General features: G+C 61.3%; 29 protein-coding genes and 3 pseudogenes. 7 read left to right on the top strand and 25 right to left on the bottom strand.

Annotated elements, in window-relative coordinates:
* Positions 1-156 precede the first annotated feature (156 nt).
* Positions 157-465 (bottom strand): annotated as a pseudogene (locus C2L64_RS13095) (SDR family oxidoreductase); the annotation flags it as partial.
* A 221-nt stretch (positions 466-686) separates the two neighbouring features.
* Here C2L64_RS13095 and C2L64_RS13090 point away from each other — a divergent pair.
* Positions 687-1280: a hypothetical protein gene (locus C2L64_RS13090; protein WP_007579931.1), complete on the top strand. Its 594-nt coding sequence runs from the start codon at positions 687-689 to the stop codon at positions 1278-1280.
* A gap of 824 nt (positions 1281-2104) precedes the next feature.
* Here the strand turns inward: C2L64_RS13090 and C2L64_RS13085 are convergent.
* The 16 genes and pseudogenes from C2L64_RS13085 to C2L64_RS13005 all read right to left on the bottom strand — a co-directional run bounded on the left by C2L64_RS13085 (position 2105) and on the right by C2L64_RS13005 (position 13780).
* Positions 2105-3442 (bottom strand): IS4 family transposase, encoded by a 1338-nt coding sequence (locus tag C2L64_RS13085; protein ID WP_086909118.1) that lies wholly within the window; start codon positions 3440-3442, stop codon positions 2105-2107.
* A gap of 170 nt (positions 3443-3612) precedes the next feature.
* Positions 3613-3897, bottom strand: coding sequence for a hypothetical protein (locus C2L64_RS13080; RefSeq protein ID WP_009769879.1), 285 nt, complete (start codon positions 3895-3897; stop codon positions 3613-3615).
* Between the two features lie 661 nt (positions 3898-4558).
* Entirely contained in the window at positions 4559-4747 is a 189-nt protein-coding gene (locus C2L64_RS13070) for a hypothetical protein (RefSeq protein WP_051058275.1), read from the bottom strand.
* A gap of 116 nt (positions 4748-4863) precedes the next feature.
* Entirely contained in the window at positions 4864-5100 is a 237-nt protein-coding gene (locus tag C2L64_RS13065; protein WP_009769878.1) for a hypothetical protein, read from the bottom strand.
* A 132-nt stretch (positions 5101-5232) separates the two neighbouring features.
* Positions 5233-5517 carry a BufA1 family periplasmic bufferin-type metallophore gene (locus tag C2L64_RS13060; RefSeq protein WP_009769877.1) on the bottom strand — a complete coding sequence of 95 codons (285 nt, stop codon included), beginning with the start codon at positions 5515-5517 and terminating at the stop codon, positions 5233-5235.
* 78 nt (positions 5518-5595) lie between these two features.
* Positions 5596-6582, bottom strand: coding sequence for a YeeE/YedE thiosulfate transporter family protein (locus tag C2L64_RS13055; RefSeq protein ID WP_236674049.1), 987 nt, complete (start codon positions 6580-6582; stop codon positions 5596-5598).
* A gap of 147 nt (positions 6583-6729) precedes the next feature.
* Positions 6730-6945: a carbonic anhydrase gene (locus C2L64_RS13050; protein ID WP_009769875.1), complete on the bottom strand. Its 216-nt coding sequence runs from the start codon at positions 6943-6945 to the stop codon at positions 6730-6732.
* Positions 6946-7085: 140 nt separating this feature from the next.
* Positions 7086-7244, bottom strand: a complete 159-nt coding sequence (locus C2L64_RS13045) for a carbonic anhydrase (protein ID WP_158660507.1) — start codon at positions 7242-7244, stop codon at positions 7086-7088.
* A gap of 150 nt (positions 7245-7394) precedes the next feature.
* Positions 7395-8570: a patatin-like phospholipase family protein gene (locus C2L64_RS13040; RefSeq protein WP_009769873.1), complete on the bottom strand. Its 1176-nt coding sequence runs from the start codon at positions 8568-8570 to the stop codon at positions 7395-7397.
* 18 nt (positions 8571-8588) lie between these two features.
* A pseudogene (locus C2L64_RS13035) lies at positions 8589-9360 on the bottom strand (3-hydroxybutyrate dehydrogenase).
* Between the two features lie 192 nt (positions 9361-9552).
* Entirely contained in the window at positions 9553-10062 is a 510-nt protein-coding gene (locus C2L64_RS13030; protein WP_009769871.1) for a cupin domain-containing protein, read from the bottom strand.
* Between the two features lie 268 nt (positions 10063-10330).
* Positions 10331-10630: a hypothetical protein gene (locus C2L64_RS13025; protein ID WP_143055827.1), complete on the bottom strand. Its 300-nt coding sequence runs from the start codon at positions 10628-10630 to the stop codon at positions 10331-10333.
* Positions 10631-10640: 10 nt separating this feature from the next.
* Complete coding sequence (locus tag C2L64_RS13020; protein WP_009769869.1) at positions 10641-11423, bottom strand: 3-hydroxybutyrate dehydrogenase; 783 nt, start codon at positions 11421-11423, stop codon at positions 10641-10643.
* Positions 11424-11434: 11 nt separating this feature from the next.
* Positions 11435-12829 carry an NAD(P)/FAD-dependent oxidoreductase gene (locus tag C2L64_RS13015; protein WP_009769868.1) on the bottom strand — a complete coding sequence of 465 codons (1395 nt, stop codon included), beginning with the start codon at positions 12827-12829 and terminating at the stop codon, positions 11435-11437.
* A 39-nt stretch (positions 12830-12868) separates the two neighbouring features.
* A complete protein-coding gene (locus C2L64_RS13010) occupies positions 12869-13378 on the bottom strand; it encodes a DoxX family protein (protein ID WP_009769867.1) in 510 nt (169 codons plus the stop codon).
* A gap of 84 nt (positions 13379-13462) precedes the next feature.
* Positions 13463-13780 carry a BufA1 family periplasmic bufferin-type metallophore gene (locus C2L64_RS13005; RefSeq protein WP_009769866.1) on the bottom strand — a complete coding sequence of 106 codons (318 nt, stop codon included), beginning with the start codon at positions 13778-13780 and terminating at the stop codon, positions 13463-13465.
* Between the two features lie 333 nt (positions 13781-14113).
* Here C2L64_RS13005 and C2L64_RS13000 point away from each other — a divergent pair, with 333 nt between their 5' ends.
* Positions 14114-14764 (top strand): winged helix-turn-helix domain-containing protein, encoded by a 651-nt coding sequence (locus tag C2L64_RS13000; protein ID WP_407671768.1) that lies wholly within the window; start codon positions 14114-14116, stop codon positions 14762-14764.
* Positions 14765-14771: 7 nt separating this feature from the next.
* Positions 14772-15824, top strand: a complete 1053-nt coding sequence (locus C2L64_RS12995; RefSeq protein ID WP_086909117.1) for a sensor histidine kinase — start codon at positions 14772-14774, stop codon at positions 15822-15824.
* On the opposite strand, the gene C2L64_RS12990 is transcribed toward C2L64_RS12995, so the two are convergent.
* Genes C2L64_RS12990 through bufB form a run of 4 tightly spaced genes read right to left on the bottom strand, consistent with a single transcriptional unit; the run spans position 15799 to position 18221 of the window.
* The gene (locus C2L64_RS12990) at positions 15799-16104 is read right to left on the bottom strand and encodes a hypothetical protein (protein WP_131542689.1); all 306 of its coding nucleotides are present in this window, start codon (positions 16102-16104) and stop codon (positions 15799-15801) included. The genes C2L64_RS12995 and C2L64_RS12990 overlap by 26 nt on opposite strands.
* Entirely contained in the window at positions 16101-16535 is a 435-nt protein-coding gene (locus C2L64_RS12985; RefSeq protein WP_131542688.1) for an MBL fold metallo-hydrolase, read from the bottom strand. The genes C2L64_RS12990 and C2L64_RS12985 overlap by 4 nt, the downstream gene beginning before the upstream one ends.
* 50 nt (positions 16536-16585) lie before the next feature.
* Positions 16586-17377, bottom strand: a complete 792-nt coding sequence (locus C2L64_RS12980; protein WP_009769863.1) for an HvfC/BufC N-terminal domain-containing protein — start codon at positions 17375-17377, stop codon at positions 16586-16588.
* The gene (gene bufB / locus C2L64_RS12975; protein WP_090838844.1) at positions 17361-18221 is read right to left on the bottom strand and encodes an MNIO family bufferin maturase; all 861 of its coding nucleotides are present in this window, start codon (positions 18219-18221) and stop codon (positions 17361-17363) included. Before bufB ends, C2L64_RS12980 begins: the two co-directional genes overlap by 17 nt.
* Here bufB and C2L64_RS12970 point away from each other — a divergent pair.
* Positions 18200-19765 (top strand): PAS domain-containing protein, encoded by a 1566-nt coding sequence (locus C2L64_RS12970; protein ID WP_244144664.1) that lies wholly within the window; start codon positions 18200-18202, stop codon positions 19763-19765. The two genes, bufB and C2L64_RS12970, sit on opposite strands and share 22 nt — an antisense overlap.
* A gap of 304 nt (positions 19766-20069) precedes the next feature.
* Positions 20070-20372: a hypothetical protein gene (locus tag C2L64_RS12965; protein WP_009769860.1), complete on the top strand. Its 303-nt coding sequence runs from the start codon at positions 20070-20072 to the stop codon at positions 20370-20372.
* Positions 20373-21097: 725 nt separating this feature from the next.
* On the opposite strand, the gene C2L64_RS12955 is transcribed toward C2L64_RS12965, so the two are convergent.
* Positions 21098-21697, bottom strand: a complete 600-nt coding sequence (locus C2L64_RS12955; protein WP_039902004.1) for a TetR/AcrR family transcriptional regulator — start codon at positions 21695-21697, stop codon at positions 21098-21100.
* Between the two features lie 164 nt (positions 21698-21861).
* Here C2L64_RS12955 and C2L64_RS12950 point away from each other — a divergent pair, with 164 nt between their 5' ends.
* A complete protein-coding gene (locus tag C2L64_RS12950; RefSeq protein ID WP_009769857.1) occupies positions 21862-22566 on the top strand; it encodes a glutathione S-transferase family protein in 705 nt (234 codons plus the stop codon).
* 29 nt (positions 22567-22595) lie between these two features.
* A pseudogene (yghU, locus tag C2L64_RS12945) lies at positions 22596-23138 on the top strand (glutathione-dependent disulfide-bond oxidoreductase); the annotation flags it as partial.
* Between the two features lie 752 nt (positions 23139-23890).
* Here the strand turns inward: yghU and C2L64_RS12940 are convergent.
* The 3 genes from C2L64_RS12940 to C2L64_RS12930 form a co-directional block, all read right to left on the bottom strand.
* The gene (locus C2L64_RS12940) at positions 23891-24175 is read right to left on the bottom strand and encodes a hypothetical protein (protein WP_039902009.1); all 285 of its coding nucleotides are present in this window, start codon (positions 24173-24175) and stop codon (positions 23891-23893) included.
* Between the two features lie 613 nt (positions 24176-24788).
* Positions 24789-25022: a DUF6723 family protein gene (locus C2L64_RS12935; protein ID WP_081498924.1), complete on the bottom strand. Its 234-nt coding sequence runs from the start codon at positions 25020-25022 to the stop codon at positions 24789-24791.
* Positions 25023-25077: 55 nt separating this feature from the next.
* On the bottom strand, positions 25078-25362 hold the full coding sequence (locus tag C2L64_RS12930) for a hypothetical protein (protein ID WP_009769853.1): 285 nt from the start codon (positions 25360-25362) through the stop codon (positions 25078-25080).
* Positions 25363-25504: the final 142 nt, after the last annotated feature.

Below are 25504 nucleotides of genomic sequence, written 5' to 3'. Positions count from 1 at the left end.
GCCCGGCCCACCACGGGTGGCCGTGCTGCAGAAAAGCAGAGGTTCATTGGGCAGGCACACCACGTGAAGGCCGGCGCCTGAACGGGAACCGCGAACAGCTACCTGCGAAACGCGCTACGCCGAAGCACGTCGACGTCCACCGACAAGCGGCTCAGATCACGCAGTCGGAACAGTCCCGCCGTCGATGACGTACCCAGTGCCGGTGATGGCGCTGGCCCGCGCGGAGACGAGGAAACCGATGAGTTCTGCCACTTCCCGGGGAGAGCATGGCCGGCCGAGAGGAATGCCCCCGAGCGAATCCATGATGATCTTGCGGGCGCCTTCCGTGTCGATGCCGTTCTGCCGGGCGATCTCAGCAACGAGACTCGCGGCGGCATCCGTCTCGACCCAGCCCGCGGAGACACGCACGACCCGAACGCCTTTCGGACTGACTTCCTTGGACAAGGCTTTGCTGTAGTTCGTGGTTTCTGCGTTCAGATAGGCATCCAGTGGCGGCGACGCGGCGAGCTATCCTGGTCGCGCCCAGACGAATTGATTTTCAGACTCTCGCGCATGCACGGCAGCGAGACATTCGCTTACATTTGCTCACACCCGCGCTACACCCGGCCCGTTATGCTCCGCTCGAATCAATTTGTCGAGGTGTGCCGCCTCCCCCGTTGCGGCCAATGCTGAAGGATCATCCAGGAATGAAACGTCTTTTTATAGTCGCAGCCCTGACGGCGACCGTCGCCGCGCCAGCATTCGCTGCCGACGTCGGCGTGTCGGTCAACGTCGGTCAGCCTGGCTTTTATGGCCGTATCGACATCGGTAATGCGCCACCTCCCCAACTCATCTACTCGCAGCCAGTCGTGATCGAGCAGGCGCCGGCGAATGCAGCGCCCGTCTATCTGTATGTGCCGGCCTATCAGACAAAAGAATGGCGCAAGTATTGCCGCAAATACGCTGCGTGTAGCGAACCGGTCTACTTTGTACAGCAGACGTGGTACGAGGGCGTCTATGCGCCCCGCTACCGCCATGCTCGTCCGCAGCCGCAGATTCTCTATGCACACGACATTCACAGCGATGTAGTGCGGGCCGGTGTGATTCGTGCGCATGACATTCACGCCGAGAATGTGCATGCCCGGGTGGTCTACAGGGTTGATGGGGAACCTGGCGGCCCACATGGGGAAGACATTCACGCCCCGGCGGTAGGGGCCAGCGAGATCGACGCCCACGATATTCATGCGAGGGTGGTCGAGGCGGACACCCTCTACGTCCACGATCTTCATTCGGATCGCTAGACCTCGACGAACAGAGGGCCGATGACCGTCTCGTGCCGGCCGAAAAACCGGCGGTTGTAAGTGTTCCGTGAATGGCTCGAACGGGTCGGCTACCGCCGGCCGCATCGGGCAGCGATGGGCCATGAACAGCCAATCGCAGGTTCATGCCGAATGGCCGAAATGCGGTGAAGTTCAGCCCGTCGCGGTTATGCACGCTTCGCACAACGTTGTTTGACCGTCTAGGTAGCTCCTCCATACTGGCGGCCATCTCCAGCAATGAGGCTGCCTGCTCCTCGGTGCGTTGCGATAGATCCTGATTGCCTGCCGCGATTTGGCTCGTCGCGGTCGCGATCGATTCTGTGGAGGCCTTGATGGCGCGAGTCGTGCCAATCAGTTGCTCCTGCATTCGCTTCATCGCGTAGAGCAGGCTGCCGCAGTCGTTCGGGGCGGTCTCGACGATTACGGTCACATCGTAATTGGCAATGCGGCTCACGATCTCGTCTGCATACGAAGGGTCCCCGCTGAGCGAGCGCAAAATGATTCAATAACACCGTGACCAATGCTGAGTAGGCCAGTCGCCACCATCACGAGAATATCGACGCTTCGGTACGGCGTCGCATGGAATTCCCCAACGATGTCCTCGAGGTAGAGGCCAGTTTGGAAGGCCCAGCCATGTAGCGCGTATCGAGTAGCAAATCTTTGACACGATCTCATCCGTGCATGGTTTGGCGAGGTCGCGTCAGATTTTTTGAAAGCAGGGTTGGCGGTAACGAAATCGAGCACCATCGCGTGACGATTCGTGATGGCGCCCGATTGGACGTTAAACCCATTTGATTACACACAACTCATTCGTCAAGTTCTCGTGCGTACCTGAGTCCGGCGGCGAAATCCATCACTCGCTGCAGACCTTGCCAGATGGTCTTGACTCCGGGTTCGCCATCGCCTTTGCGCGCCAGGAAGCCACCCAGCATGGCGACCAGACGCACGGCCTCATTCATTCGCGGTGGCGTCCTGGGTGGTTTCTTTTTGTTCAGAATGTATGCCGCGCGCCATTCATCGCGCTCGAACAGTAGTTGCGCGTCAAGGTCCGGGCAGGTTCGACCCAGTCGCATCAGCCGGGCGATACGCCACGCGACCACCATGTACAGCGCCAGGGCGCGTTCAAGCCGCGCCTTCGATGTGAGCTGCAACGCCTCGACCCGACAGCCGTTCTTGAGTACGTGAAAGAACAGTTCCACCTCCCAGCGCGCCCGGTACCAGTCAATCAGCTGCGCCGCCGCATCAAGGTCGTTCGCATGGCGGTTACTCAGCAGCCGCCATTCGAGCGGCTTGACGCCTGCCGGCGGGTCGAGTTCCCGGGCGACGATACACGTGACGCTCACCACGTCGCCGGCCGCATCGGGCAACGCGACACGCTGCGCCCACACCTGCTGGCGGACCGTGCGCGCCGGCTGAGCCTGACGGGCCGCCAGCGTAAAGTGAATTGTGCCCAAGGGCTTGCCCGCCGTAACCTTGTTCCACAGTTTGCCGCCTTCGGGCAGGGTGCGATTGTGTTGCGAGCGCAGCAGCCAGTCGGCCGGGTTGTCCAACTCGCGCGCCTTGACCATCAACGCCATGATGTCCGACTCCCGGTCAGCCACGTACACGAGCCGCGTGGCAGGCAGCGCCGCAGCCTGTTCGGCAACCCGCTCATATCCTTCGATCCAGCGAATACTTTCCTTGAGGCCTGCACGCACACCATCCGCGCCTTTGGGTTCGCGTGCCCACATGAAGGCGTCAAGCACGCCCAGCGGCTCGCGCGATGGCGTGACCGCGTAAGTCGGGTGCAGATACATCCCGCGCTGGGCCTCATACGACAGCGGGCCCAGACCCGTAATCGTCTGGCCGTTAAAGTCCAGCTCCGTTGTATCCTGGATGCATAGCACCACTTCGCAAGCTCGCATCCGCTCGGCCGAGCTTTGCCAGTGGGGCGCCAGAATATCGCGCCAGTCCAGTTCATCCTGAGCCAGAAACCGGTACGCCCCGGCCGTCTCCGCCCAGCCGCCGCATGCGTTAGGTATGCTTGCCGTCGGCTTCTGCGCGAGCCGCTCCGCCAGCAGCACGGCGCGCGCGTTCAGACGCTGATCGCCCAGGTCGATGTCCTTGAATTCTGCCGCTGCCCAGCTCGCTGCCTCTTGCTTCATGCGCCGCCCAAAATGCGACAGTAAACGACACTCCGAAGCAGTTTACAACCCAATCCGCTATGTCATTGACCGTAAACGACTTTCTCGGCGCCTACAGACTTATGTGTAATGGGATGCGTTAAACCGACGTTGATTTCGGGGCCCCGAAACGCGGCGCTTCGAAGGCTCAATCAACTGCCCCGATAGAGACCGTTGATGTTGACCTGCACATGCATACCACTCGAGTGCGACGCCGCGGATTCGACGGAGCCACCGACAGCACGGTGGTCATTGCGGGTGTCCGCAGCGTTGTGCTGTTCCGCCATGAGCGTTTGCGCGCTTGGGCCGCGTTGCGACGACGGTGCGCCCACTTCGGCGTTATAAAACGGTGCAGGACCGTATCCGCTCGCAAAAGCGGGGGCAGCGAGCAACGCAGATGTCGCGACCAACACTGCGGCAGTGAGCTTCGTCTTCATGATGATCTCCAAAAACCTCAATGAATGCTGGAATGCGCCCTTTTGGGGACCTTCATCACCAGTCCGCAACGGCGTTGTCGGGCCGTCGCGAAATTAATATAGGTTTCAAACTTCACGCCCCTATCAAGGAAAGATCACGAGTTGGTCACACTGGCGCCGTCCGAGCCCACTAGTTCCGATGGGACAAAAACGTGACACATGCTTGACCGGCGCGTTAATTTCGGCGGCGATACTAGAGTCCAGACGTGCGGGTTTCTTTAGGCATCTGCCGCATGTAATTGAGAGGGGAGAAGAGCATCATGAACACCGCTCAGCATTCGTTGCGCGCTCTGGTCGACAAATGGCTTGCACCGACTGCGGCCACGCCGGCTCACGTCACTCGGTTCAGTCGCATGAGCTCGAATCAACGGCGCTACGTCTGCGTCGAAACTACGCGTCGAACTGGCATGGCGATATTCTTTTTCCGGCACGATGATGGGTGGTGTGTATTTCCACCCAGCACGCAGGGGCCGACGATTGGCGCCAGCGCTCGCACATCGGCCGGCTAGCCGGCCCGGAATCAGCGTGCCCCGGATGCGCGACTCTCCGGAACTTTCGACCTGCTGCACGCACGGGCGGCGACCTCGCTTCCAGGTGCAGCGCTGGATCTGTTGCCAGAGCTTTACCTGTCCAAGCGAATCTGGATCGAACGCAGCGCGGTGACATAGTCCCAGATGACCGGGTTGCCGGGCGAGTGGGTCAGTGCGCAGGGCAATAGCAGAAGCCAACTTGCTGCTGCGGTGAGGCCGGACAAAGCGACCCAGACTGGTAGTTCCAGCCGCAAGGCGCGCAACGCAATCAGAATGAACACGTACACGGACTCGGTGCTCTTCGGTAGAACTGCGCGGGCTATTCATATTGCAGTTGATACGCATAGCTGATGAACACCAGTACGACCGTCTCTGCGACGACGGATGGGCCCGCCATCTAACGAGTGAGCTGCCCGGTCACCGCGAAGTAGAGGCGAACCAGCGTGAGCACCGATAAGAGCGTCAGGCCCAGAGGCACCGCTCTTGTCGGCGCGTCCGGAAAAAGGCCGGGCGGGCTGCTCGCGTAGAGCACGGCGAGCAGCGCCGCGATCAGCACTTGCCCCGCCGTGACCAGCAACTCGCTGCAATACTGCTCGCGTTCGAATTCGCGCCACACACGCGTCGGCAACTGCATCGGCGTCAATGCGACATGTATCGCCGCCCGTATCGTCGTTGGTATCGTCTGGCTCTGCGTGGAAATTGCACAATTCGTGCTTATTCCGTGAGTGTCCGCGCGCACATTCGATTCCGATCATCGGCGCCATCTCTATTCGGTCGCCTTGAAGGCGCTGCCATCGATCGTTGCGCAGGTACCGGCTGGAAGCAACAGCCCTTCGTCGCGCGCCGCATCGTGCGGCGAACGGCCGGCGCATGCATGCCTTGGGTTGCCACAGTCTTTCTTCCCGGCCCGTGCCACGCCGAAGCATCGCTCCCGGGGCGATGTGAACGTCGCATGTGCGTTCGGCATCAGATGGGCGTTGTGCTGAATCGCGAATAGCGCCGCGCCGATCGCGCTGAAGATCACGAGTGTGTTGCCGATTCGGTGGCCCATGCGGTCTCCCTGTACAAAAACGTTATCCTTGTAGTCACGGGGCGGCGTTGAACGCGAACGCGTGCTGACGCAAGCGAATCAACGGCGCTCCATGCGTTGCTGCGCTGTGCGGTCGCTCATGACTTTCTGCACGAGCGATGCCGTGCCGATCGAGGCACACATTGCGACGAATGCTACCCATGCATAGGGGTACAGGAGGGGCATTCCGACCAATAGCAGGCCATCGTTGCCGCCGGGGATCAAAAGGCTGCCCCATCCCATCAGGGCGCCACCCAGGAAGCACTTGCTCACCTGGGCAAGCGCGACGCCGGTGCTGCCAGACGGGCCGGCGGTGCGGCCGCCGAGCACTGCACCGAGCAGCAGGGCAAGCAGCAACAGGCATCGTGTGATGAGGCTGTTCGCCATGCCGCGGGCGAGCTCAATCAGCACATCGGTGTAGGACCAGGTGCCGACGAGCAGGAGCATGAACAGGAATGCGACGCCGATCACCGTGGTAGCGGCATGGGGTGACCAAAGGTGGGAAGCAATGCCTTGGCGTGCCCGCTGAATCACACCGGCTCCCGATCCAGCGGGACGCGCTGTCAGTAGCGGACGAGCGACGCGCCAGATGATGAACGCCGCGAACAGCAGCGAAACCGAGGTAGGCGCGCGCAACACGAATGAACGGTAGTCAAGTGTGTGATGCGCGGAAGCTGTCGACAAGGTGCCGAGACTCAGGCATCCAGCGTAAAAGCCGAGCGGTGTCGCCAGGTAAGCCCATTCGCCGGAGCCGAGTCTCGCGATCGCGCCGAAGACGCAGGCGCCGTTGATGAACGCACCCAGGCCCAGCAGAGCCCCGCCCAGCACGGTCAGGTAATTCACCGGATAGCCTGCGGGCATCTTCGCGAGCAGATGGAGCATTTGCGCGATCAACAGACCGCCCGTGACCCATACCGACGCCTCGACGATTGCGATCAGCCGGTTGAACCGAAGCTTGTTGACGACTTCGTTCACCGCGGCAACGGTGCACGTCGCCCCGCGTTGAATCGCAAAGCCCATCGAGCCGGCGCACAGGGCGGCGACCACGAATGCGATACTGGTTACCATTACGTTCATTGGATGACCATCCGTTAAGGTTTGCTTCGTTCGCGACCTTTTGCTCGCAGGTCCACTCGGAACATTCCCCGCAAGTTGCTCGAGCGTCGCCAGACAGCGAAAGCGGGGCGCTGACTATCAAGGCGGGTTCTTCACCATGGCGTTGTGGAGCTTGCAGACCGTCTGAACCGCCTGCCCGTTGTTAATCATGCTCGTCCGAGGGTGGATGTATCCGGAACGCAGATCGAACACCCGGCCGTGCAGATACGGCCTGCCGCCGTTTCGCCACGCCCGCTGGACGATATGGGTCTTGCCCAGGTTTGTAGCCTGCCCGATGACGTTCAGCTCGACCATCCGGTTGAAGCGGGCGTGCTCGTCCAGCGCGGCTGGCTCCGCCCAGAAGTAATGCCGCGTGTCTTTGGCGGTGCCGCAGCCAGGTTGCCGATCAGGCCATGATGAGCGTCGCTCATTGCTGCTTTCACGCCCCCGCAACCTTAGTGGCCACAGACGATGAGCTGGTTCACCTTCAGCACATCGATCGCATACTGCAGTACCGAGAGCAGGCTCATCTCGGTTTGCACGACCAGGCTCGCGATGTTCCGGTGCACGAACATGTCGCCGGGACGGGTACCCGCGATACGGTCCGGTGGCACCCGACTATTCGAGCAGCCGATCCACAGGAACTCTGGATGCCGGCCTTCGGCGAGCTTGTCGAAGCAGCCCGCATCGAGCGAAGCTGGTGCTCGACGAAGGCCTGGTTGTCGCGAAGCAGTTCTTCGATGCGTGAGATCATCCGGGCCTCCTCAGGTGTGCTCGATCACGCCTTCGATTGGGTCGATGGCGGCGGACTTCCAGGGCGAACGCTCGATCATGCGCTGCGCATCGGCGTATCCCGCACTGCGGCGCAACTGGATGCCTGCGCTCGTGAAGTCGATGTCCTTGGTGTGGTCCTCGCCATCGACCCGCGGTGCTAGCAGATGTGCCACATGCATCGTTGTGCCGCAGCCCCAGGATGCGAGCTCCTTGACCCTGGCATCGTTCTGACGGCTCACCGGCAGCTGCTTGTGCAGCTCGCGGATCACGTGGCGCAGGCGATGGATCTGCTTCTGCCGGGCGATGTGGCTGTCGGCGCGGCTCGCGTACTGGATGTCCTTCTGCCGGCTCATGACCTGCCAGATCGACGCAGGCTCGGGGGCCGCCTGGTGCCACACGTTGACGGCGAAGATGAGGGAGTCTCGCCTGGGCTTGTCGTCCAGCACCGCTTCGATCGGAGTGTTGGAGTACAGGCCACCGTCCCAGTAGGGTTCGCCGTCGACGCGCACGGCGGCAAATGCCGGGGGCAGGGCGCCGGATGCCATCACGTGGTCGACCTTGAGCTCCTCGTTGCGATTGTCGAAGTAGCGCATGTGGCCGCTGCAGGCGTTCACCGCACCCACGGTCAGCCGTGTCCTGCACTCGCTCAGGTACTCGAAGTCGACGAGCTCGCCCAGTGTTTCGCGCAAGGGTGCCGTGCTGTAGTACGACGCGGCCTCGACGCCCACTTCCGCCTTGGATCCGCCGATGGCCGAGGCATTCGGGGTGAAGAAGCCCGGAATGCCGCGCGTCACCGTGTTCATGTTGGGCAGCAGGTTGCCCAGACCCATCCAGTCGAAGAAACCTGTTAGCGGCCAGCGCTGCGCCACCCGGCGCCAGAACTCGTTGAGGCGATCGAGGCGGTCCTCGGGGCGGTTGCCGCTGATCAGCGCCGCGTTGATCGCGCCGATCGACGTGCCGATCACCCAGTCGGGTTCGACACCGGCTTTGTGCAGGGCTTCGTACACCCCCACCTGGTAGGCGCCGAGCGCACCGCCGCCTTGCAGCACCAGCACGACCTGGCCCGGCAGGCCGGGCGTGCCAAGCTCGAGGTCGGGCGCGACGCTCGCATGCGTGCGCCCGCGGCCTCGACCGTTGCCTTGTCTAGTCGCAGTTCTTGTCGCCACGTTATTCTCCTTGCGGCTTCAGTGCTGCGTCCAGCTGCCATCCACGGGGATCGCGTTGGCGGTCATGGACGCTGAGGCATCGCTTGCCAGGAATGCTGCAAGCGCCGGCAACTCCTCGACCTTCACGAGTTCCTTGCGCGCCTGATTCACGAGCATCACGTCGTCGGGCAAGAGGTTGTGCGCCTTCGCCTGATTGTCGAACTGCTTCTCCATCAGCGGGGTCTTCACATAGCCAGGGCAGATGGTGTTGCAGGTAATGCCGAACTCGGCGACCTCGACGGCCCACCGTCTTGGACAGGCCGATCAAGCCATGCGTGGCCGTCACGTAGGCGGCCTCGAACGGCAAGGCGGTCAGACCGTGCGCCGAGGCGATGTTGATGACGCGGCCGAAGCGCCGCGCCTTCATCTCAGGCATGACCGCCTTGATGAGGTGGAACGCGGAAGACATGTTGTTAGCGACGATCGCATCCCGCTTCGGCTCGGGAAACGCCTCGATTGGTGCGACATGCCGGATGCCGGCGTTGTTGAGGATGATGTCGACCTTGCCGAACTCGGCACGGACGAACTCGGTCATGGCGTGGATCTGCCCGGATTGGCGCATGTCGGCGCCCGAGTAACGCACCTTCACACCGTATTGCCGTTGCAACCCGGCGCGCGTGAACTCGATCTCGTGCGCGTCGCCGAAGCCATTGAGCATGGCATCGGTCCCTTGTTCGGCCAGGGTACGTGCGATCGCGAGGCCGATGCCGCTGGTCGACCCGGTGACGATGGCTGATTTCTGCTTGGGCATGGTGGAACTCCCAGGGTTGAAGGTTTTGGCTGCGGCGACCGCGTGTCGCGGTCGACCTCGTCGGTTCGGGTGAATCGAAGATGCGTGATGCCTGAGCGACATAGAGCGGATGGGCTGGACCGATGTCCACTCGGCAAACAGTCCGGCGCCTGTGCGACACGCGCTGCGGCATGGGCACCTCGTGGCGCACCCTTACATGGTGTGCGCGTCCATCTTCGCTTCGACTGGGAAGAGATCGACCGAGATCAGCACCGCCGGTACTGTTCCTTCATTCTTCCACCAGTGCTGTGTGCCGTTGCGCTCAGGCGCCACGTCGCCCGCCTTGTGCACGATCGGCACGGCGCAATTGCTCGCGTACTCGACGATTTCGCCGGACACGATGTAGATCTGCGCCGGCCGGTTTTTGTGGCTATGCCAGGGCACGATGCCGCCCGGCGCCACGTCGAGTTCGCGCAGCCGCAAGAGCCGCCCCTGCAAGGCAAGCGGTTCCTTCGACAAGTCGGTCGACGCCCGCACGGTGTCGGTTACGCCCGTCGGTGTGCCTGGTCCGGGCTTCTGCCCCTGGCCGTCCGCCACTTGCCTGTCGAGCGGACATTCCCCAGCGCTCGCCGCGCCTGCCGCGACCGACAGCCCGGCGGCGACCATTCCCGCTATGACACACTGACGCCAGATCGACGCGCGTTGCTGACTCTTGGTGCTCATGACGTACCTCTCTCCTCAGGTGGGTAATGGCGGGCACACGCCCGAATGAATCCGGCAGAAAAGATGCAGCCGGTTAAAGCCACTCGTGATGAATGTCGACGCTCGGGCGCTGGCCGATCGTGTCGTAGTTCGCTGCGAGCCACGCGCCGGCTTGCGCGCGGCTCTTGTCGTGAAGAAAGCAGAGGAACTCGCGTCGTGCTTGCCCGACACGCCACGCGCAGTCATGGTTCCGTCGTAGCGGATCGAATGGATCAGCATCTGCTTCATTTCACTGCGTGCGATCTTGCTGTCCTCGATCGGCTGGGTGACGAGACCGATTGCGCAGTTCGTGCACCAGCGAACAATTGAAGCCGACTTCATTGATGCAGTTGAGAATTTCGCTCGCGGTGGTGGGCACGACTCGACGCACGATCGAATTTATGTGCACGATCACCACATCGATGTACCGCAGCTGTAGCGTCGCGCGCGCCCCACGCAAACGCGCCATGCGCGCACCACCGCCCTGTAAGGCAAGTGCTATTGGTTTTTGGCCGCTGTTCGCAGGCCTCGTCTCGCGTTTCGCAGCCATGTTGCACCTCTTAGTGCTGGGACCAGCCGCCGTCCATCGTGAGCGCCGCCGCCGTCACCGAAGCCGCGCTGTCGGAACTCAGGAACACCGCGAGCGCTGCAAGCTCCTCGACGGTCACGAACTCCTTGCGCGCCTGGTGGACGAGCATCACGTCGCGCACCACGTTCTCTGGAGATATGCCGTGTGCCTTCGCCTGATCAGTGATCTGTTTTTCGACCAGCGGTGTTTTCACGTAGCCGGGGCAAATCGTGTTGCTCGTTATGCCGTGGTCGGCGACTTCGAGCGCGACCGTCTTCGATAATCCGAGCAAGCCGTGTTTCGCCGCGACATAGGGCGACTTGAACGGCGACGCGAGCAGGCCATGAGCCGATGCGATGTTGATGATTCGCCCCCAGCGCCGTGCCTTCATGTCGGGCAGTACGACCTTGATGAGATGGAACGCGGACGAAAGATTGATCGCGAGGATCGCATCCCACTTCTCATCGGGCTGTTCTTCGATGGGCGCAACATGCTGGATGCCCGCGTTGTTGACGATGATGTCCACGTGGCCGAACTCGGCGCGTGCGTAGCGCGCCATGGCGCGAATGTCGTCGGGCTTGCCCATGTCAGCGGACGAATAGCGCACGCCCACACCGTGCTCGCGTTCGAGGTTCCGGCGTATCGCCTCGATCTCGTCCGCGTCGCCGAAGCCGTTCAACAGCACGTTAGCGCCGTGCGCGGCAAACGCGCTTGCAATGCCGAGCCCGATGCCGCTGGTCGAGCCGGTGACGATGGCGGATTTACCATGAAGCATGAAAGGCTCCGTTAGAAATTGCTGTTGGCATGCTGAACGCTGGCGCGAAACCTGGGTAGGCCGGACGGCCGGTCTGCCCCGATGGCCGTTTGCACAGGCATGTTGCCGAGCGTCTCGCGTGGCTCTTCATCGGCCTCGTGGGTGCGCGTGAAGCGCAGGTGCGTGATGTCGGTGGGGAAGAACATGCCCCAGGTCCATTCGACGAAGATGCGCAGCTTGCGTCCGAGTGTCGGCATGCGCGCGAGGTACAGTGCGCGCCACAGCAGCCAGGCCGGCAGCCCTGTGATGTTGACGCCATAAATCTGCGCGACGCCCTTCATGTGGCCGATGGTTGCCATCGCCCCCCTGGTCTCGTAGGAGAACGGCTTGCCCGGCTGGTGCAGCAGGCAGTGTGCGACATTGACCGCGAGCTGGCGCGCCTGGGCCATCGCGAACTGGGCGGTGGGCGGGGAGAGGCTGTCGGTCGCCGCGTTGCTGACGAGCGCGCAGTCCCCGATGGCCCAGAGACTCGGCATGCCCCGCACCGACATGTCGGGCTCGGTTTCGATACGGCCGCGCTGGACCGGCAACGCAACGCTCTGTATCAGCTTTTGCACGAGCGGATTCGGCTTCGTGCCGATCGTGCAGACCACCGTTCCGCCGTCGATTGTTGTGCCGTCGAGCAGCGTGACGCCGTTGGCGTGCACCTGTGCCGCGCGCCTCTTCAGACGCACGTCGATACCGCGTCCGGACATCAGCCGTGCCGCCGCGATGCCGAGCGGCTCGGGCAGCTCGGGCAGCAACCGCTCGCCATCCTGAAGGATCGTGATGGCCAGTTCGTCGTCCTTTACGAGTTTGTAGAAGCGCTTGATGCTGTGGATATAGTCGGCCAGTTCGCCCGCGACCTCGACGCCCGAGAAGCCCCCGCCGATCACGATGAAATGCCCCAGCCGACGCCGCAGTTCGGGGCAGGTTTCGAGTTCGATACGCGCCAGCTGACGTAATACCCGGTTGCGGATGAACATCGCGTCGCCGACGAGCTTGAGCGGCAGAGAATGTTCGGCCATGCCTGGCACGATGTCGAGATTAGCCCGGGTGCCGAAAGCAAAGATCAGATGCTCGAATGGAATCTCGCGGGTTCCCGCAAGCGTCCTGCCATGCACGACCCGGCGCGTGTAGTCCACATCGGTGATCGTCGCCATGATGAATCGTGAACGGACCAACATCTGGCGGATCGGCACGATCACCTGCTCGGGGAAGACCGAAGCGCCGACCACTTCCGCCAGCATCGGGTTGAACGTGGTATAGCTTTCCTCGCTCACCAGGATCACGCGGTACGGTGGCCGCACGATTTTCTCGAGATGCCGCGCCAGCGTGGTGCCGGCGAATCCGCCCCCGATGATGACGATGTTCCTGTCGGTGCTCATGTCTGCTCCTCGTATTGGAAAGGCTCGTTCGCGCGATAACTAGCGACTGGCCAGTGTGCGCCCTACATGACGGCCGAGGAGGTGATCGAGCGAGAGCTTGCCCGGTCCGTGCATCAGTATCACGAGTAGAAAGAGGCCCCAGTACTGGTGATCGCGCAGGCCGACATCGCCGAGACCAGGATACGAAAGCACGGCGATGATATTGAAGACAAAGAGGCCGAACGCCGCGCCGCGCGTGCCCAGTCCGAGCACCAGCAGGACCGGGAAGCCCAGTTCCGCACCGGTGCCGAGATACGCGGCCAGCGTAGGCGGCAGAAACGGTACGGAATACTCGCTATGGAACAGCGCGAGCGTCGTCGACCAGCTTGCGATCTTGGTCAGGCCCGACTGGAAGAAGACGAGGCCGATCATGATGCGGATGCCCAGGTCGAGCACAGGGGTCAGAATTTCCAGCGCGCCGATAACTGCCTTGCCGGCGACGACTGCTTTCAACGGAAGGAGGCCGGACGAAGCCGACGTGATTCCGGACGGGTTGGATGGCGACTTCATTTCGGGTTCCTCGATTCGTGATCTCTGACGGCGGGCCGCTAACGAGGCCTGCCGTACCGGGTGTCGACAAGGCGCTGACGTGTGTCAGCCCTGGGCAGCCTTGGCCGCCGGGCTGAGCACGCCGCTCTTGCCACCCGGCTTGGCGTCTGCCGACATCTGCAGACGACCGCCTGCGATCTTGTCGCAAGTGCCTTTCGGCACGAGGACCCAGGCTTCCGCGTCACGATCGGTCTTCACTGTTGCGGCGCACGAACTCTTGCTTGTGCCGCAGTCGTTCTTGCCGGCCTTCGCGATGCCCGCGCATTTCTCGAAGTCGGCGGCAAATGCGTGCGTGCTTGCTCCGATTGCGCCAAACGCGAGCAGGCTCGCAATGGCGCCGTGAATAATCGGTTTGCTCTTCATGATGGGTTCTCCGGGATCGGTTGGGACTCGGACAGACCGTTTGCCTGTCTCTGGTAAGTAGTGTGCAAAACGGAACTCACGCCGTTGTCCGCGAAAAATCAAATTTCTGTCACGACGCGCGATTTAGAGGTGCGCGGCGTCATGGCAGGTTGGATCGCGGTGCCTCACGGACTAGAATGATCAGGGGGTGATGGCCGAAGTGGCAGAGGGCACAGGGCACGAAGTCGAACCCACCAAACGGCGTTGTGCCGTCACGCACGCAAAAGAGGTGAAGCTGTGTCACGTCATGTTCTGGTGGTCGAAGACGAAGACGACATCGCGCAACTGGTCAAGATGCAACTAACCCGGCTATCCTGCGAGGTGACCGTGCGCAACGATGGCAAGGCAGGGCTCGCGGAAGCGCTTGCCCAGCCGTATGACCTTCTCGTACTCGATCTCATGCTTCCAGGGGTCGACGGCCTGGAAATCTGCAGACGCCTGCGCAGTGAACAGCGTTATACGCCGATACTGATGCTCACCGCGCGATCCACGGAACTCGACCGCGTGCTTGGTCTTGAGATGGGCGCCGACGACTATCTGACGAAGCCATTCAGCGTCCTCGAGTTCGTCGCGCGGGTGAAAGCGTTGTTCCGGCTCGTCGACGTGCTTGTCAATCCGGCGGCGGATGCACCGAAGGCGATCGAAGCGAAGGACCTCAGGATCGATATCGAGAAGCGCGAGGTGACGGTTCGCTGCGAGCCCATCTGTCTCACGGCAAAGGAGTTTCAGCTTCTGCTGCATTTCGCGCAAAACCCCGGACGCGTGTATAGCCGCAGCCAGTTGCTGGATCAGGTCTGGGGCTATAGCCATAGCGGTTACGAGCACACCGTCAATTCGCACATCAACCGTCTTCGCGCAAAGATTGAGATCAACCCCAACGAACCCGAATATATTCAAACCGTGTGGGGCGTCGGCTACAAGTTCCGAAACGATTCGAAAGGCTGATCCGCTCATGTTCCGAACGCTGTACGGCAAGCTCGCGAGTGTGCTGATGACGGTGTTCATCGCGATCAGCGCAATCATGATCCTCGCCTCGCAGAAGATGCTCGAGGCGCAGCGGCTCTTCGAACTTGCCACTGACCTCATCATAGGTACGGTCGTGTTCAGCCTGATCGCTGCGTTGATCGTCTTCCGCTTTCTCACCATCCGGCTGCGCATGTTGTCGGAATCGATCGAAGCATTTCGTGCAAGTGGGTTCACGACGCCGGTGCCGCTCGCGCTGCCTGGCAATCTCGATGACGAAATCTATCGGCTAAGCGCCGCATTTCAGGAAATGTCGGAGCGCATCGCCATACAACTTAGCCAGCTCGAACAGGTTGACCGACAGCGGCGTGAATTACTCGCGAACGTTTCGCACGACTTGCGAACGCCGCTCGCGTCGATGCAGGGCTACCTCGAAACCATGCTGATCAGGGCGGACGAGTTGACGCCTGAAGAAAGGAATCGCTACCTGCAAATTGCGGTAAAGCACTGCGAGCGATTGGCCAGGCTGGTGAAGGATGTGTTCGAACTGACGAAACTCGAGGCACATGAAGTGACTCCTCAGATCGAGACCTTTCCGGTCGGGGAACTGGCGCAGGATGTCGTGCAGAAATTCGCGCTGAAGGCGCAGAAGCGCCAGCTCACGCTCGTCACGAAGTGCGAGCCGGATTGTCCGCCCGTGCGCGCCGACATCGGCATGATCGAGCAGGTATTGGAAAACCTCATTGAGAACGCGATGCGCTATACGTCAGCCGGTGGGGAGATCGGCGTCGAGGTCCGGCCGGCGGGAGCGCGCGTGGAACTGCGTGTGCGCGATACCGGCCAGGGGATCCAGGGCGACGAACTGCACAATATCTTCGATCGCTACTATCGGGTGGACCGGGCCGAGTTCGGCAGCACCGGCAACGCTGGGCTCGGGCTTGCAATCACGCGCCGTATTGTCGAACTGCATGGCGGAGACATTCAGGTCGAAAGCACGCCCGGGCTCGGCACGACGTTCATCGTCGATCTTGCGGTAGCGTGATGCGCGTGTGGTGCATCGCGCAAAACCCGGATACCTGTCCTTCCCGCAGTACCTTCGGCAGGAATCGTCTGGCCATGCCGGTCGGTTGCGACATCGTGACGGTGCGGTCGCCCGGCTTCAGATGCGTCATGAAACCTTCAGCGGGCACGCTCAGCCTGGCCAGTTCGCCGGCAAGCAGACTCGGACACAGGTGCCAGGAGACGACGGCCATGTCGCGGTCGCGTTCGCAAAATGCTGTTCCGATGATCAGGTAGCGCAAGTTGCCGATTGCGTTTATCACCTCCATAGCTCGTCGTCAGGGCCGGTATCGCCGGTGAGCGCGAGACTCGCGGCGCCGCTGTCGATCCGCTGGCCGATGGCCGGCACCGTACGGCTTGCAGGCAACGCCGTGATCGCCACGCAACCCAAGCCGCACGGTTTCACCGCAAGCGCTATGGACTTAAGGAAATGCTCGACATGTTGAGAACACACGTCTTCAACAATCTCCGTAGGGTCAGCCAGGATGCGGCAATGACGTGAGATCGGGCCACAGGAGATCGTCAGAGGCTTTAGACGCAGTTGACCGACCGTATTGGCGACAAACGGAACCAGGCACAGATGGTCCAGATGACTGTGCGTGAGAAACACAGCGTCGATGCGCGACAGCGCCTCGATCGACAGGTCGCCCACGCCAGCGCCCGCATCGATGAGCACATTGCTCTCGACGAGCATGGCGGTGGTGTGCAGGCCGGCGCCGATGCCGCCGCCGGATCCAGGCACCGTCAGCCTGATGATGATGAGTTCCCGGTATCGAAGTCGACGATTGTCGCTTCCAGGATGTGCTGCTGTATGAACGCCCCCAACGCGAAGGCATCGTCGACGAGCATGGCATTGTCGTACGCCTCGTCGACGCTCGCGCCTGCACAGAGCGACTGTAGCATCGCGAACACGGCTGGTCCGAGTGGCCGCGCTTCGACCACGAAGTTGCGACGCCGGATCAGCAGGAAATCGCCGCCGCTATCAGCGTCCACATAGTCGGAGTCGGTTGCCGAGGGCTGATTGACGTACCAGATGCGCGACACCGGAAAAGATGACGCAAGCAGACGGCAAGCGGGATTCAGCGTGAAGCGCAGCGTCGTGCAGCCGGCTTGCACGACTGCGGCAAGGCGGTCGATCGCGAGCGGCGCGTGGTCCGCGGCATGAAAGACCTCATGCATCGCCCATTCCAGCCTCGCGGTGTCGGGAAGGTAAGGGAGCGATGCCGCGGGAGCGAAGCCCGCGAGAAACGTTGCAAAGGTGGCGCCAAACCGATGCACATCGCCGGTCGTCGACGGATGTTCGCCGATGTACTGGTCGGCGGCGTAGGCAAAGAAGCGCTCGCCGACGAGCCGCTCGACAACCGGGAACACGTCACGTAACGCTTCCCTCAGGTTGTGATAGGTGTTGTTGAAATAGACATTCAGCCGTTCGCCGGCAGCGGTGCCGCCTGTCAGCACGTGATCGCTCATGCGGGACACGTCCTGATCGATGATCGCCGCGGCAAAGTCGAGTTGAAGTTCACGCAGAGACGGCATGTTCGTCTCCGAGGATGGCGCTGGCCCTGGCGGCTTCGTCGAGAAGGACAGCGAGTTCGGGAATATCGGTGTCCCATTCGATCAACGTCGGCACCGGCCCGAAGCGTTTCGCCGCGTGCCGGTACAGCGCCCACACCGGCTCAGCGACGCGCTGTCCGTGCGTGTCGATCAGCAGGTCGCCGACACGGTCGAATCCAGCCAGGTGGATTTCCTTGACCGCGTGAACCGCCATCGCATCGAGATAGCTTACGGGGTCAATCCCGTGGTTCACTGCGTTGACGTGGACATTGTTGACATCGAGGAGAATCCCGCAGCCCGTGCTTGCTGCAAGCTCGCTGATGAACTCGTGCTCGGGGATCGTCGAGTGACGGAAGCGTATGTAGCTCGAGACGTTCTCGACGAGAATCTGCCGGCCCAGGTAATCCTGCACTTCCTGAACATGCTCACGTACCACGGCGAGCGCCTCCTCCGTATAAGGCAGCGGCAGCAGGTCGTTCAGAAAGCGTCCGGCGACCGCTCCCCAACTGAGATGCTCCGAGACGAGCCCGGGTTCGAAGCGCTCGACAAGCGCCCTCAGGCGCCTCAGATGGCCCATATCGAGGCGATCCGTCGTGCCAATGGACAGGCCGACACCGTGCAGACTCAGTGGATACGCGTTGCGAATCCGATGGAGGTAGTGCAGGGGTTGGCCGCCATCGCCGAAGTAGTTTTCGCTATGCACTTCCATCCAGCCAATCGCCGGCCGCTCCGACAGGATCTGCCGATAATGCGGCGCGCGAAGTCCTATACCGACGTCGCAGGGAATCGCAGCAGGCGCTTCAAATGGACTATTTAGCGATTGCATCAGAAATTCTCGTCGCTGGGTTGGCTCGCCTGTGTACTTTCGCCTATAAAGATCACAAAAGGATCACGACGCTGTTGCGTTTATGTCGCGATCGGCCGTGTACCTATGCCGGCGCTCACGGCACACTGGATCCGCGCTATCTTCGAAGGATTGACATGACGCCCGAGGCACGCCTTTCCACCCGGGCTGCATCCGGCAACGCTCAAGCCGGACTAGTCGCCGCCATCGTCTTTCGACGTGCGGTTTTCTGTCCAGGGACAATGCATATGGGCCTCAGACGAAAGCTGCTGCTTCCAATCGCTGTTTGCGGATTGCTCATGCTCGTTTATCTCGCGGTGGGCTGGGTGCCTGGCGCGGAGCCGATTTCGACAAGAGTGGGCATCCTGATCGTCGTCGCCGCTGGATTGGTGCTGCTCCTGGCGGTCACCAGCGCGGCCATCGACGCGTATGTGCGGCGCCCGCTGGCCGCGATCATGCATGCGTACCCCTGCGAAAGCGCCCCAAACCCGCGCACTGGCCCGCTTTCCCGCGCATCCAATGAGATTGAACAGGCCCGGACGACGATCGATTTGCTCCATGGCAAGGTGGAGAATCTGGAGCAGGCGCTGGAACTCGCGACGGAGCAGCGCAGCCAGATCGACGTCGCACTCAGGTCCAGCGAAGAGCGCTACGTGCTCGCGATGCGCACAGCCGACGACGGCCTTTGGGAGTGGAATCTTCAGACTAACGACTTCGTCTTGTCGCCGCGCTGGAAAAGCATGCTTGGCTACGATGACGAGGAACTGCCGAATACACGACTGTCCTGGCTGCAGTGCGTCCATCCGGCAGACGCTCCAGCAGCCGATGCGGCACTCAAGTCCCATCTGGACGGCACGACGCCGCGCTATGAGCAACAGTTGCGGCTCCTGCATAAAGACGGCCGTTACCGCTGGGTGAGTTCGACTGGCAGCGTGATCCGCCACGCGAACGGCCGGCCGTCGCGCCTCATCGCGCTCGATACGGACGTGACGCGCCTGAGGCGAATCGAGAATATTCTTCAGCATATCGTCGAAGGAACCTCGGGGACATGCGGCGAGGATTTTTTCCGTACGCTGGTGCGCCACTTCGCGGGCGCGCTCGATGTGTCATGCGCGTTCGTTACCGAGTGCAATGGCTGGCCGCCGAAGAGTGTCCATACGCTCGCATTCTGGTTTCAGGACAGCTTTCGCGAGAACTTTGAGTTCGAACTGGCGGGCACGCCTTGCGAAGCGGTCTTCAACCTGAAGCGGCCCGCGTTTCATGCGACAGGGGTCGGCAAACTGTTTCCGCGCGACGAACAGTTCGACAGCTACTACGGACTTCCGATTTTCAACAGCGAGCGGCAGGTGGTCGGACACATGGCCTTCTTCGACGAGAAGGAAATGAAGGAAGAGGACGTGCTGATGGATTCCATCTATTCGATCTTCACCGCGCGCGCGGCCGTGGAAATCGAACGCAAGATGGTGCTGGACCGCCTGACACGGAATTACGCCACGGCTGCCGGCACGCCAGCGATCAACCAATGAGAGCGTCGACGCCTTGTCGCTCTCCTGCATTCGTGATGAACACGTGATTCTTCGTTGACAGGCACGTGAGATTCGCCAACCAGAATATCCGTCAGAAGTGCAGGTTCAGTGAACCTTCCAGCCGGTGGCGAACAGACCATTGATACATCGTTCGCCATTGCAAAGCCGGGGCATCCCTGCGCTTCAAATCGGGGCTGCGGCGTCGTTTGCCGGCAGCGTCATTTGATACGGAGTTCGGGCGTGGTCCACGCATATTTTCCAACGTGCTGATTGGCGCATGCCTCCACAGCTGATAGGAGTTTCCATGTTTACGACACGCAAATTGATGACGTGTGCGCTGGTGCCGCTTGTCCTCGCGTTCGGCGCGACTGCGGACGCGCAGGGTATCGGCCGCAGCGAGATGTCCGTTGGCCCGTCCAGTACAGCGGTCGTCATCTCGATGGACAGGTTGACGCCCGGGCAGCGCGATCAGGTCGTGCAGATCAAGTCAAGGATGATGCAGGCGCAGATGGAGCATGACCACGCCGTCATGCAGATGGATGTGAAGTATCAGGAATCGATGATGGAGATGCAAATGCAACTGTTAGCCCTCTATCGGGGGCGTTGACGCGGTCGGACGGAAGCGCGCCCGGAGTACGAAGGTTTCGGTTGGCGGCCAGGTCATTTGATCCGAGCTCACGACATCGAGTCCGCGCGCTTGCTAAGACAAAGATGATGCGAATGGAGATGGAGCATGACAAGCCGTCGCGCAAATGGATATGAAGTATTGAGCTGAGGGCGTGTTTTTTGTAAGCACCTCAGCAAGGCCGTTCGTACTTTTTTTTGCCCTTGACTCCGGCCGGCTAATGGGTGTCTCCTTTGCATTCGACATCGAACTGTTGTCCTCTGCTGATTTTTACCGCGATACCCGGAGCGGGTGACGCCGCCCGATCTGAGCAACTGCTGATGCCGGTGCGGCCATCCGTCGCATGGTCGAAAAGATTCATGCGATGACCGCTCTCAAGACGGTGTGGCAGGAGACCATGGAGCTGGTAGGTAAGTTGAACCGCACGCTGCGCGGCTGAGCGAACTACTCCAAGGTAGGAACGGCCAGACCCGCGTATCGGGCGCTCGACAACTACACTGCTGCGCGGTTGCGTCCGTGGTTACGCAACAAGTACAAAGCCTGCCGCTGCGCCAGAAAGTTGATCAGCTCGTCGCACCGGAAGCGTCGGTTGACCGGGATCGATTGATCGATTTCGCAAACCTGGTCGTTCCATATAGCGGCTGACCTTCGCACGCCTACACTGTCCTTTCACTCGGGCTTGGCAGGGTGGTCGCCGCTCACGTTCGTTAGACAGACTTGCCATCCGACGGCGCGATCAGCGCAAGAGCTGGCGCAACCACTCCTTCCAGTAGAGCTCTTTCGGGGCGAACCCGAGCCAGGACGCGAACGCCCATTAGCACGCCGAGGAGATGCCGAGCGAGGATTTCCGCGGACTGCGACAGGGTGACGGTTCCGTCGGCCTGACCTGCGTTGATGCAATGGAGGAAAAACGTTTCAATGCGAGCGAGCGCGTTGGCGATGCTCCTCTGGAATTCGCGATCATGTGGCGCGATTTCCAGGGCCGAGTTCACGAGCATGCAACCTTTGTGCTCGTTGTCATTCAACGAGCGGCTCAGGATTTCATCGAAAAAGGAGCCAATTGCTTGACGGGGGGGGAGCGCTTCGCAGCGCCGAATGCGCTCCATAATGCCGCGCTCCACATAGTGATCAAGGGCTGCCCGGAAAAGTCCACGCTTATCGCCGTAGGCATTGTAGAGGCTAGCCGCGGTAACTCCCGTCCCCTGGATCAGATCTTTCACTGACGTCGCCTCATAACCGCGGCTCCAAAAGCACCGGACAGTCGCGTCCAAGACCGCCATCTCGTCGAATTCTCTCGGTCTCGCCATTCCGTCACCCGATCCCATCAGTGCTCAGCGAGCTTGCAATCCTCGCTGCAACGATTCATTATAGAATGAGCATTCTAAAATTCGCAATCTGGACGCGACCTCGGCCACAAGCCCAGCTAGCGCACCACGCATCCAAACCGTTTCGCAAACCTTAGATTGCCGCCATGATCCGCTTCTATTTCCATCCCACTCCGAACCCGGCGAAGATCGCTCTCTTTCTTGAAGAGGCGGGCCTCCCTTACGAACTGATCCCCGTCGACACCAGCAAGGGCGAGCAGCACGCGCCAACCTTCCGTGCCATCAACCCCAATGGCAAGGTGCCGGCCATCGTCGACACAGAGGGACCGGCCGGCAAGGAAACGCGCGTCTTCGATTCCACGGCGATCCTGCTCTATCTGGCTGAAAAGACCGGCAAGTTCCTCGGCTCTCCGGAAGACCGGCCGGAGCTGCTTTCCTGGCTCCTCTTCCTCGCGTCCGGTCTCGGCCCGTTCTCAGGCCAGGCCGTGCACTTCCAGTTCGCCGCGCCGGCAGGCCTCGACTATGCGGTGAACCGCTACCGGCGCGAAGCCGAGCGTCATTACCAGGTGTTGAACGATCACCTTGAAGGGCGGACGTACATGGTCGGAGAAACGTACACCATCGCAGACATTGCGGCCTGGGGATGGCTCGATCGCGCCTCGCGCGTGCGCAAAAACGCGGACAACCCCCTCGGGCCGTTCCCCAACCTCAAGCGCTTCTTCGAGACTGTCGATGTGCGACCGGCCGTCGCGCGCGCGCGCGCCGTCGGCAAAGACCACCCGTTCAAGAAGATAAACGACGAAGAGACGCAGCGCGCACTCTTTCCGTCGAACTACCCCCCGGCAGCCTGAACCGGCCACGAACCGATTGCGGAGAACACATGGCGGACTCCATCGACTACACGCCCCCGGAGGTCTGGACCTGGACCAGGCCCAATGGCGGCGCCTTTGCAAGCACAAATTGCCCCATCGCCGGGCCGACGCATGATAAGGAGCTACCTGTGGGCCGGCACCCACTGCAGCTCTACTCGCTTGGCACGCCCAACGGCGTCAAGGTCACGATCATGCTGGAAGAACTGCTGGCCCTGGGCCACGCCGGCGCCGAGTACGACGCCTGACTGATCAAGATTGGCGATGGCGACCAGTTCGGCAGTGGCTTCGTGGCGGTCAACCCCAACTCAAAGATTCCGGCGTTACTCGACCGTAGCGGCCCGAAGTCGATCCGCGTGTTCGAGTCGGGCTCGATCCTGCTTTATCTCGCGGAAAAGTTCGGCGCCTTCCTCCCGAACGACTTCGCAGTGCGCACGGAGACACTGAACTGGCTCTTCTGGCAGGTGGGTAGTGCCCCCTATCTGGGCGGCGGCTTCGGCCACTTCTATGCTTACGCGCCGACCAAGATCGAATACGCGATCGATCGCTTCGCCGGCAACCGTCACAACTGGGCGCGCCTCATCGTCATGGTGGATCGCGAGAAGCTGCCAGACATCGGGTCATTTGCCGATGTCCGCGAGATCGCGCGCGCTCAGGTGCGCGCCTGGCAGAGAGAGCGGTTTGATGAGGCTTACCTGGTCGGTGGCGAGCACGCGAGCCTTGCTGATTTGGCGCATCGCGTGGGCGATGCACTGGGCGAGCGCACACCGCGCCGCGCAACGCCGGCCTGGGTGCTGATGACATTCGCGCGCTTGGCCGACGCATGGTCGCGGGTGACCGGAAGGAGTCCGATGTAACTCCCGAGAGTGCGACGCTTGTTTGCTGCTCACTCCGCGCGGATTCGCCCGCGACCCAATGGCTGGGTTACTTCTCAATCCACCGCATGCCCGAGGGACGTAGGTCGACCGAGTGCCCCGCTAGGATAGGACGCCATATAGTTGCCGCTAGCGGGGTGTCGAGGCTTTCAAACGGCGGGTTGCGGCAAAAAGCGGTGAACGCGTACAACCGGCCATGAGCGGTCAGTCGAAAGCGACGCCCGAAACCGGACGGTCGGCCGGATATTTGATGGAAGCAGCCCGTCATGTCTCCACAAAGCTTCCGTTGTAATCGAACGTGGGCGCCTTTTTTGCCCACGCAGTCGCTATGCGGGCAGAGCCCAGTACAGTACGTCGGGCATACGCTATGCATCGAACCAGGGGCAGTGGCTCGCCTCGTCGCATCCGTTACGAATCGCCAGACCACGAAGTCACAGGCTGCTCAGGAGCCTAAGCTGGTGCTCGGTCTCGCTGCCGTGAACCAGCGTGTAGGAACACGCGCGCTCACGTTCAGTCAGTGAGAATCCTTCTGTCTGCGAGAAGGTATCCCAAAGCATATCTTCAATGGACATCGGTTTGCCGCGCGCTTTCGCAAAGGTGTCCAGCAGGCGGCTCGCTTCGCGCCGAAGCAGTAGCCGATCTTTGTTCAGGACATAGGATTGGCTTCTACCACGCAAAACCAGGAAATGCGGAATTGCATGCATGTCAATCGTCATGACCAACTCCATTTCTCTCGTGCATTCGCAATATCAGCGGTGTGTGTCGGAGGTACGCTGGGCGCCGCTGTGTCGCTCTGTCTGACCGTAACTACCGGATCGATGTCTCGCACCGTGCACGCTTCCTTGCAAACCATCTGACCGTTGCCATTTTGCCCGACTACCGGTTCACGTTCTACAAGCGGGATGTACGAACCGCCCAGGATCGCAGCACTTCAGCACGCTGTGAGAGTCATCGAAATGTCCGCGTACCGTGCACAGTTCAAGCTAAGCGCCTCGCCGGGCCGCCAGATACTTTTACTGTAGACATAGAGCGGAATTGAAAACGAGGCGGATGCGCCCAACTTCACCGATCGACGTGCAGTTCAATTTCCAGGCGATCAGGGAAGTGCCGCTCGGCTCGGAGAATACGACATGCCGACTCATCACCAAGAACAGCCGTTCATCGTATACGAAAAAGAAACCACTGGCGCACGCGTCAGCAGCGCGTTTGCGCGAGCGCACCCTACGCGTGTCGCGGCGAGAAGAAGGGGTTCCATCGACCCCTGTGCTCAATTGCCAAGCAGCCGTGTCGTTCGCCAACGGCAACGACATTTACGGCTGGGGCCGTGGACTACTCCGGGACGGCAATGTCGCCATCGACAAGTTGCCTGCCATATGTTTCCGCATATTGGATGGCACTTTCCGGGTCCGCGCAGACCGGCATGTCGGCACAGCCAGCGAACGGATAAATGATCCGCCTGTCGGAAAGACGGGTTACTTTCAACGTCGGAACGGATCCGCTAAATGCCCGGCGGGATGATGCAGCAACGTTATAGTCTTCGTGGTCGGGAACGTCGCGTTTCATGGGAACTCGCCCTCCGACATGAATTGGACTTGCTGCGGGGTCCGATACGGACCGCTTAGAGATCGCCGATTGACTTCCCGTCGATCTGTCCGTCGATGAGACTCTCTGCGTAGTTGGTCGATGCTCGCCGGGCCTCGCCAGCAGCACGAAACGGCGTGAGCTGAGGAATTCGGAAGACACGGCTCGCGGTCAGTGTATCGTTGGTCCCCCTGCGGCAAATCCTGACGGCGGCGTCGAACCCTGAGCCGTAGTCGTACGAACCGACAGCGCCGCGCGGTGTGCGGGGATAAACGAGGGGATAGATTTCCAGCCCCCTATAGGTTCTCGTGATGTCTTCCATGATGTGCTGTCCAGAAGTGTGAGCCATCGCTGGGAGCGATCGAGCCCTACCAGCGCGCGGACTCGTGGTCCACGCCTCGCGCGAGCGATATCGCGATGAATTTGATGTGCCAAACGTTTCGCAATGGATGAACCATCGCGGC

Source organism: Paraburkholderia hospita (genome assembly GCF_002902965.1).
Lineage (GTDB): Bacteria > Pseudomonadota > Gammaproteobacteria > Burkholderiales > Burkholderiaceae > Paraburkholderia > Paraburkholderia hospita.
The sequence above is the reverse complement of the archived record's forward strand: the minus strand, read 5'-3'. Positions and strand labels throughout refer to the sequence as shown.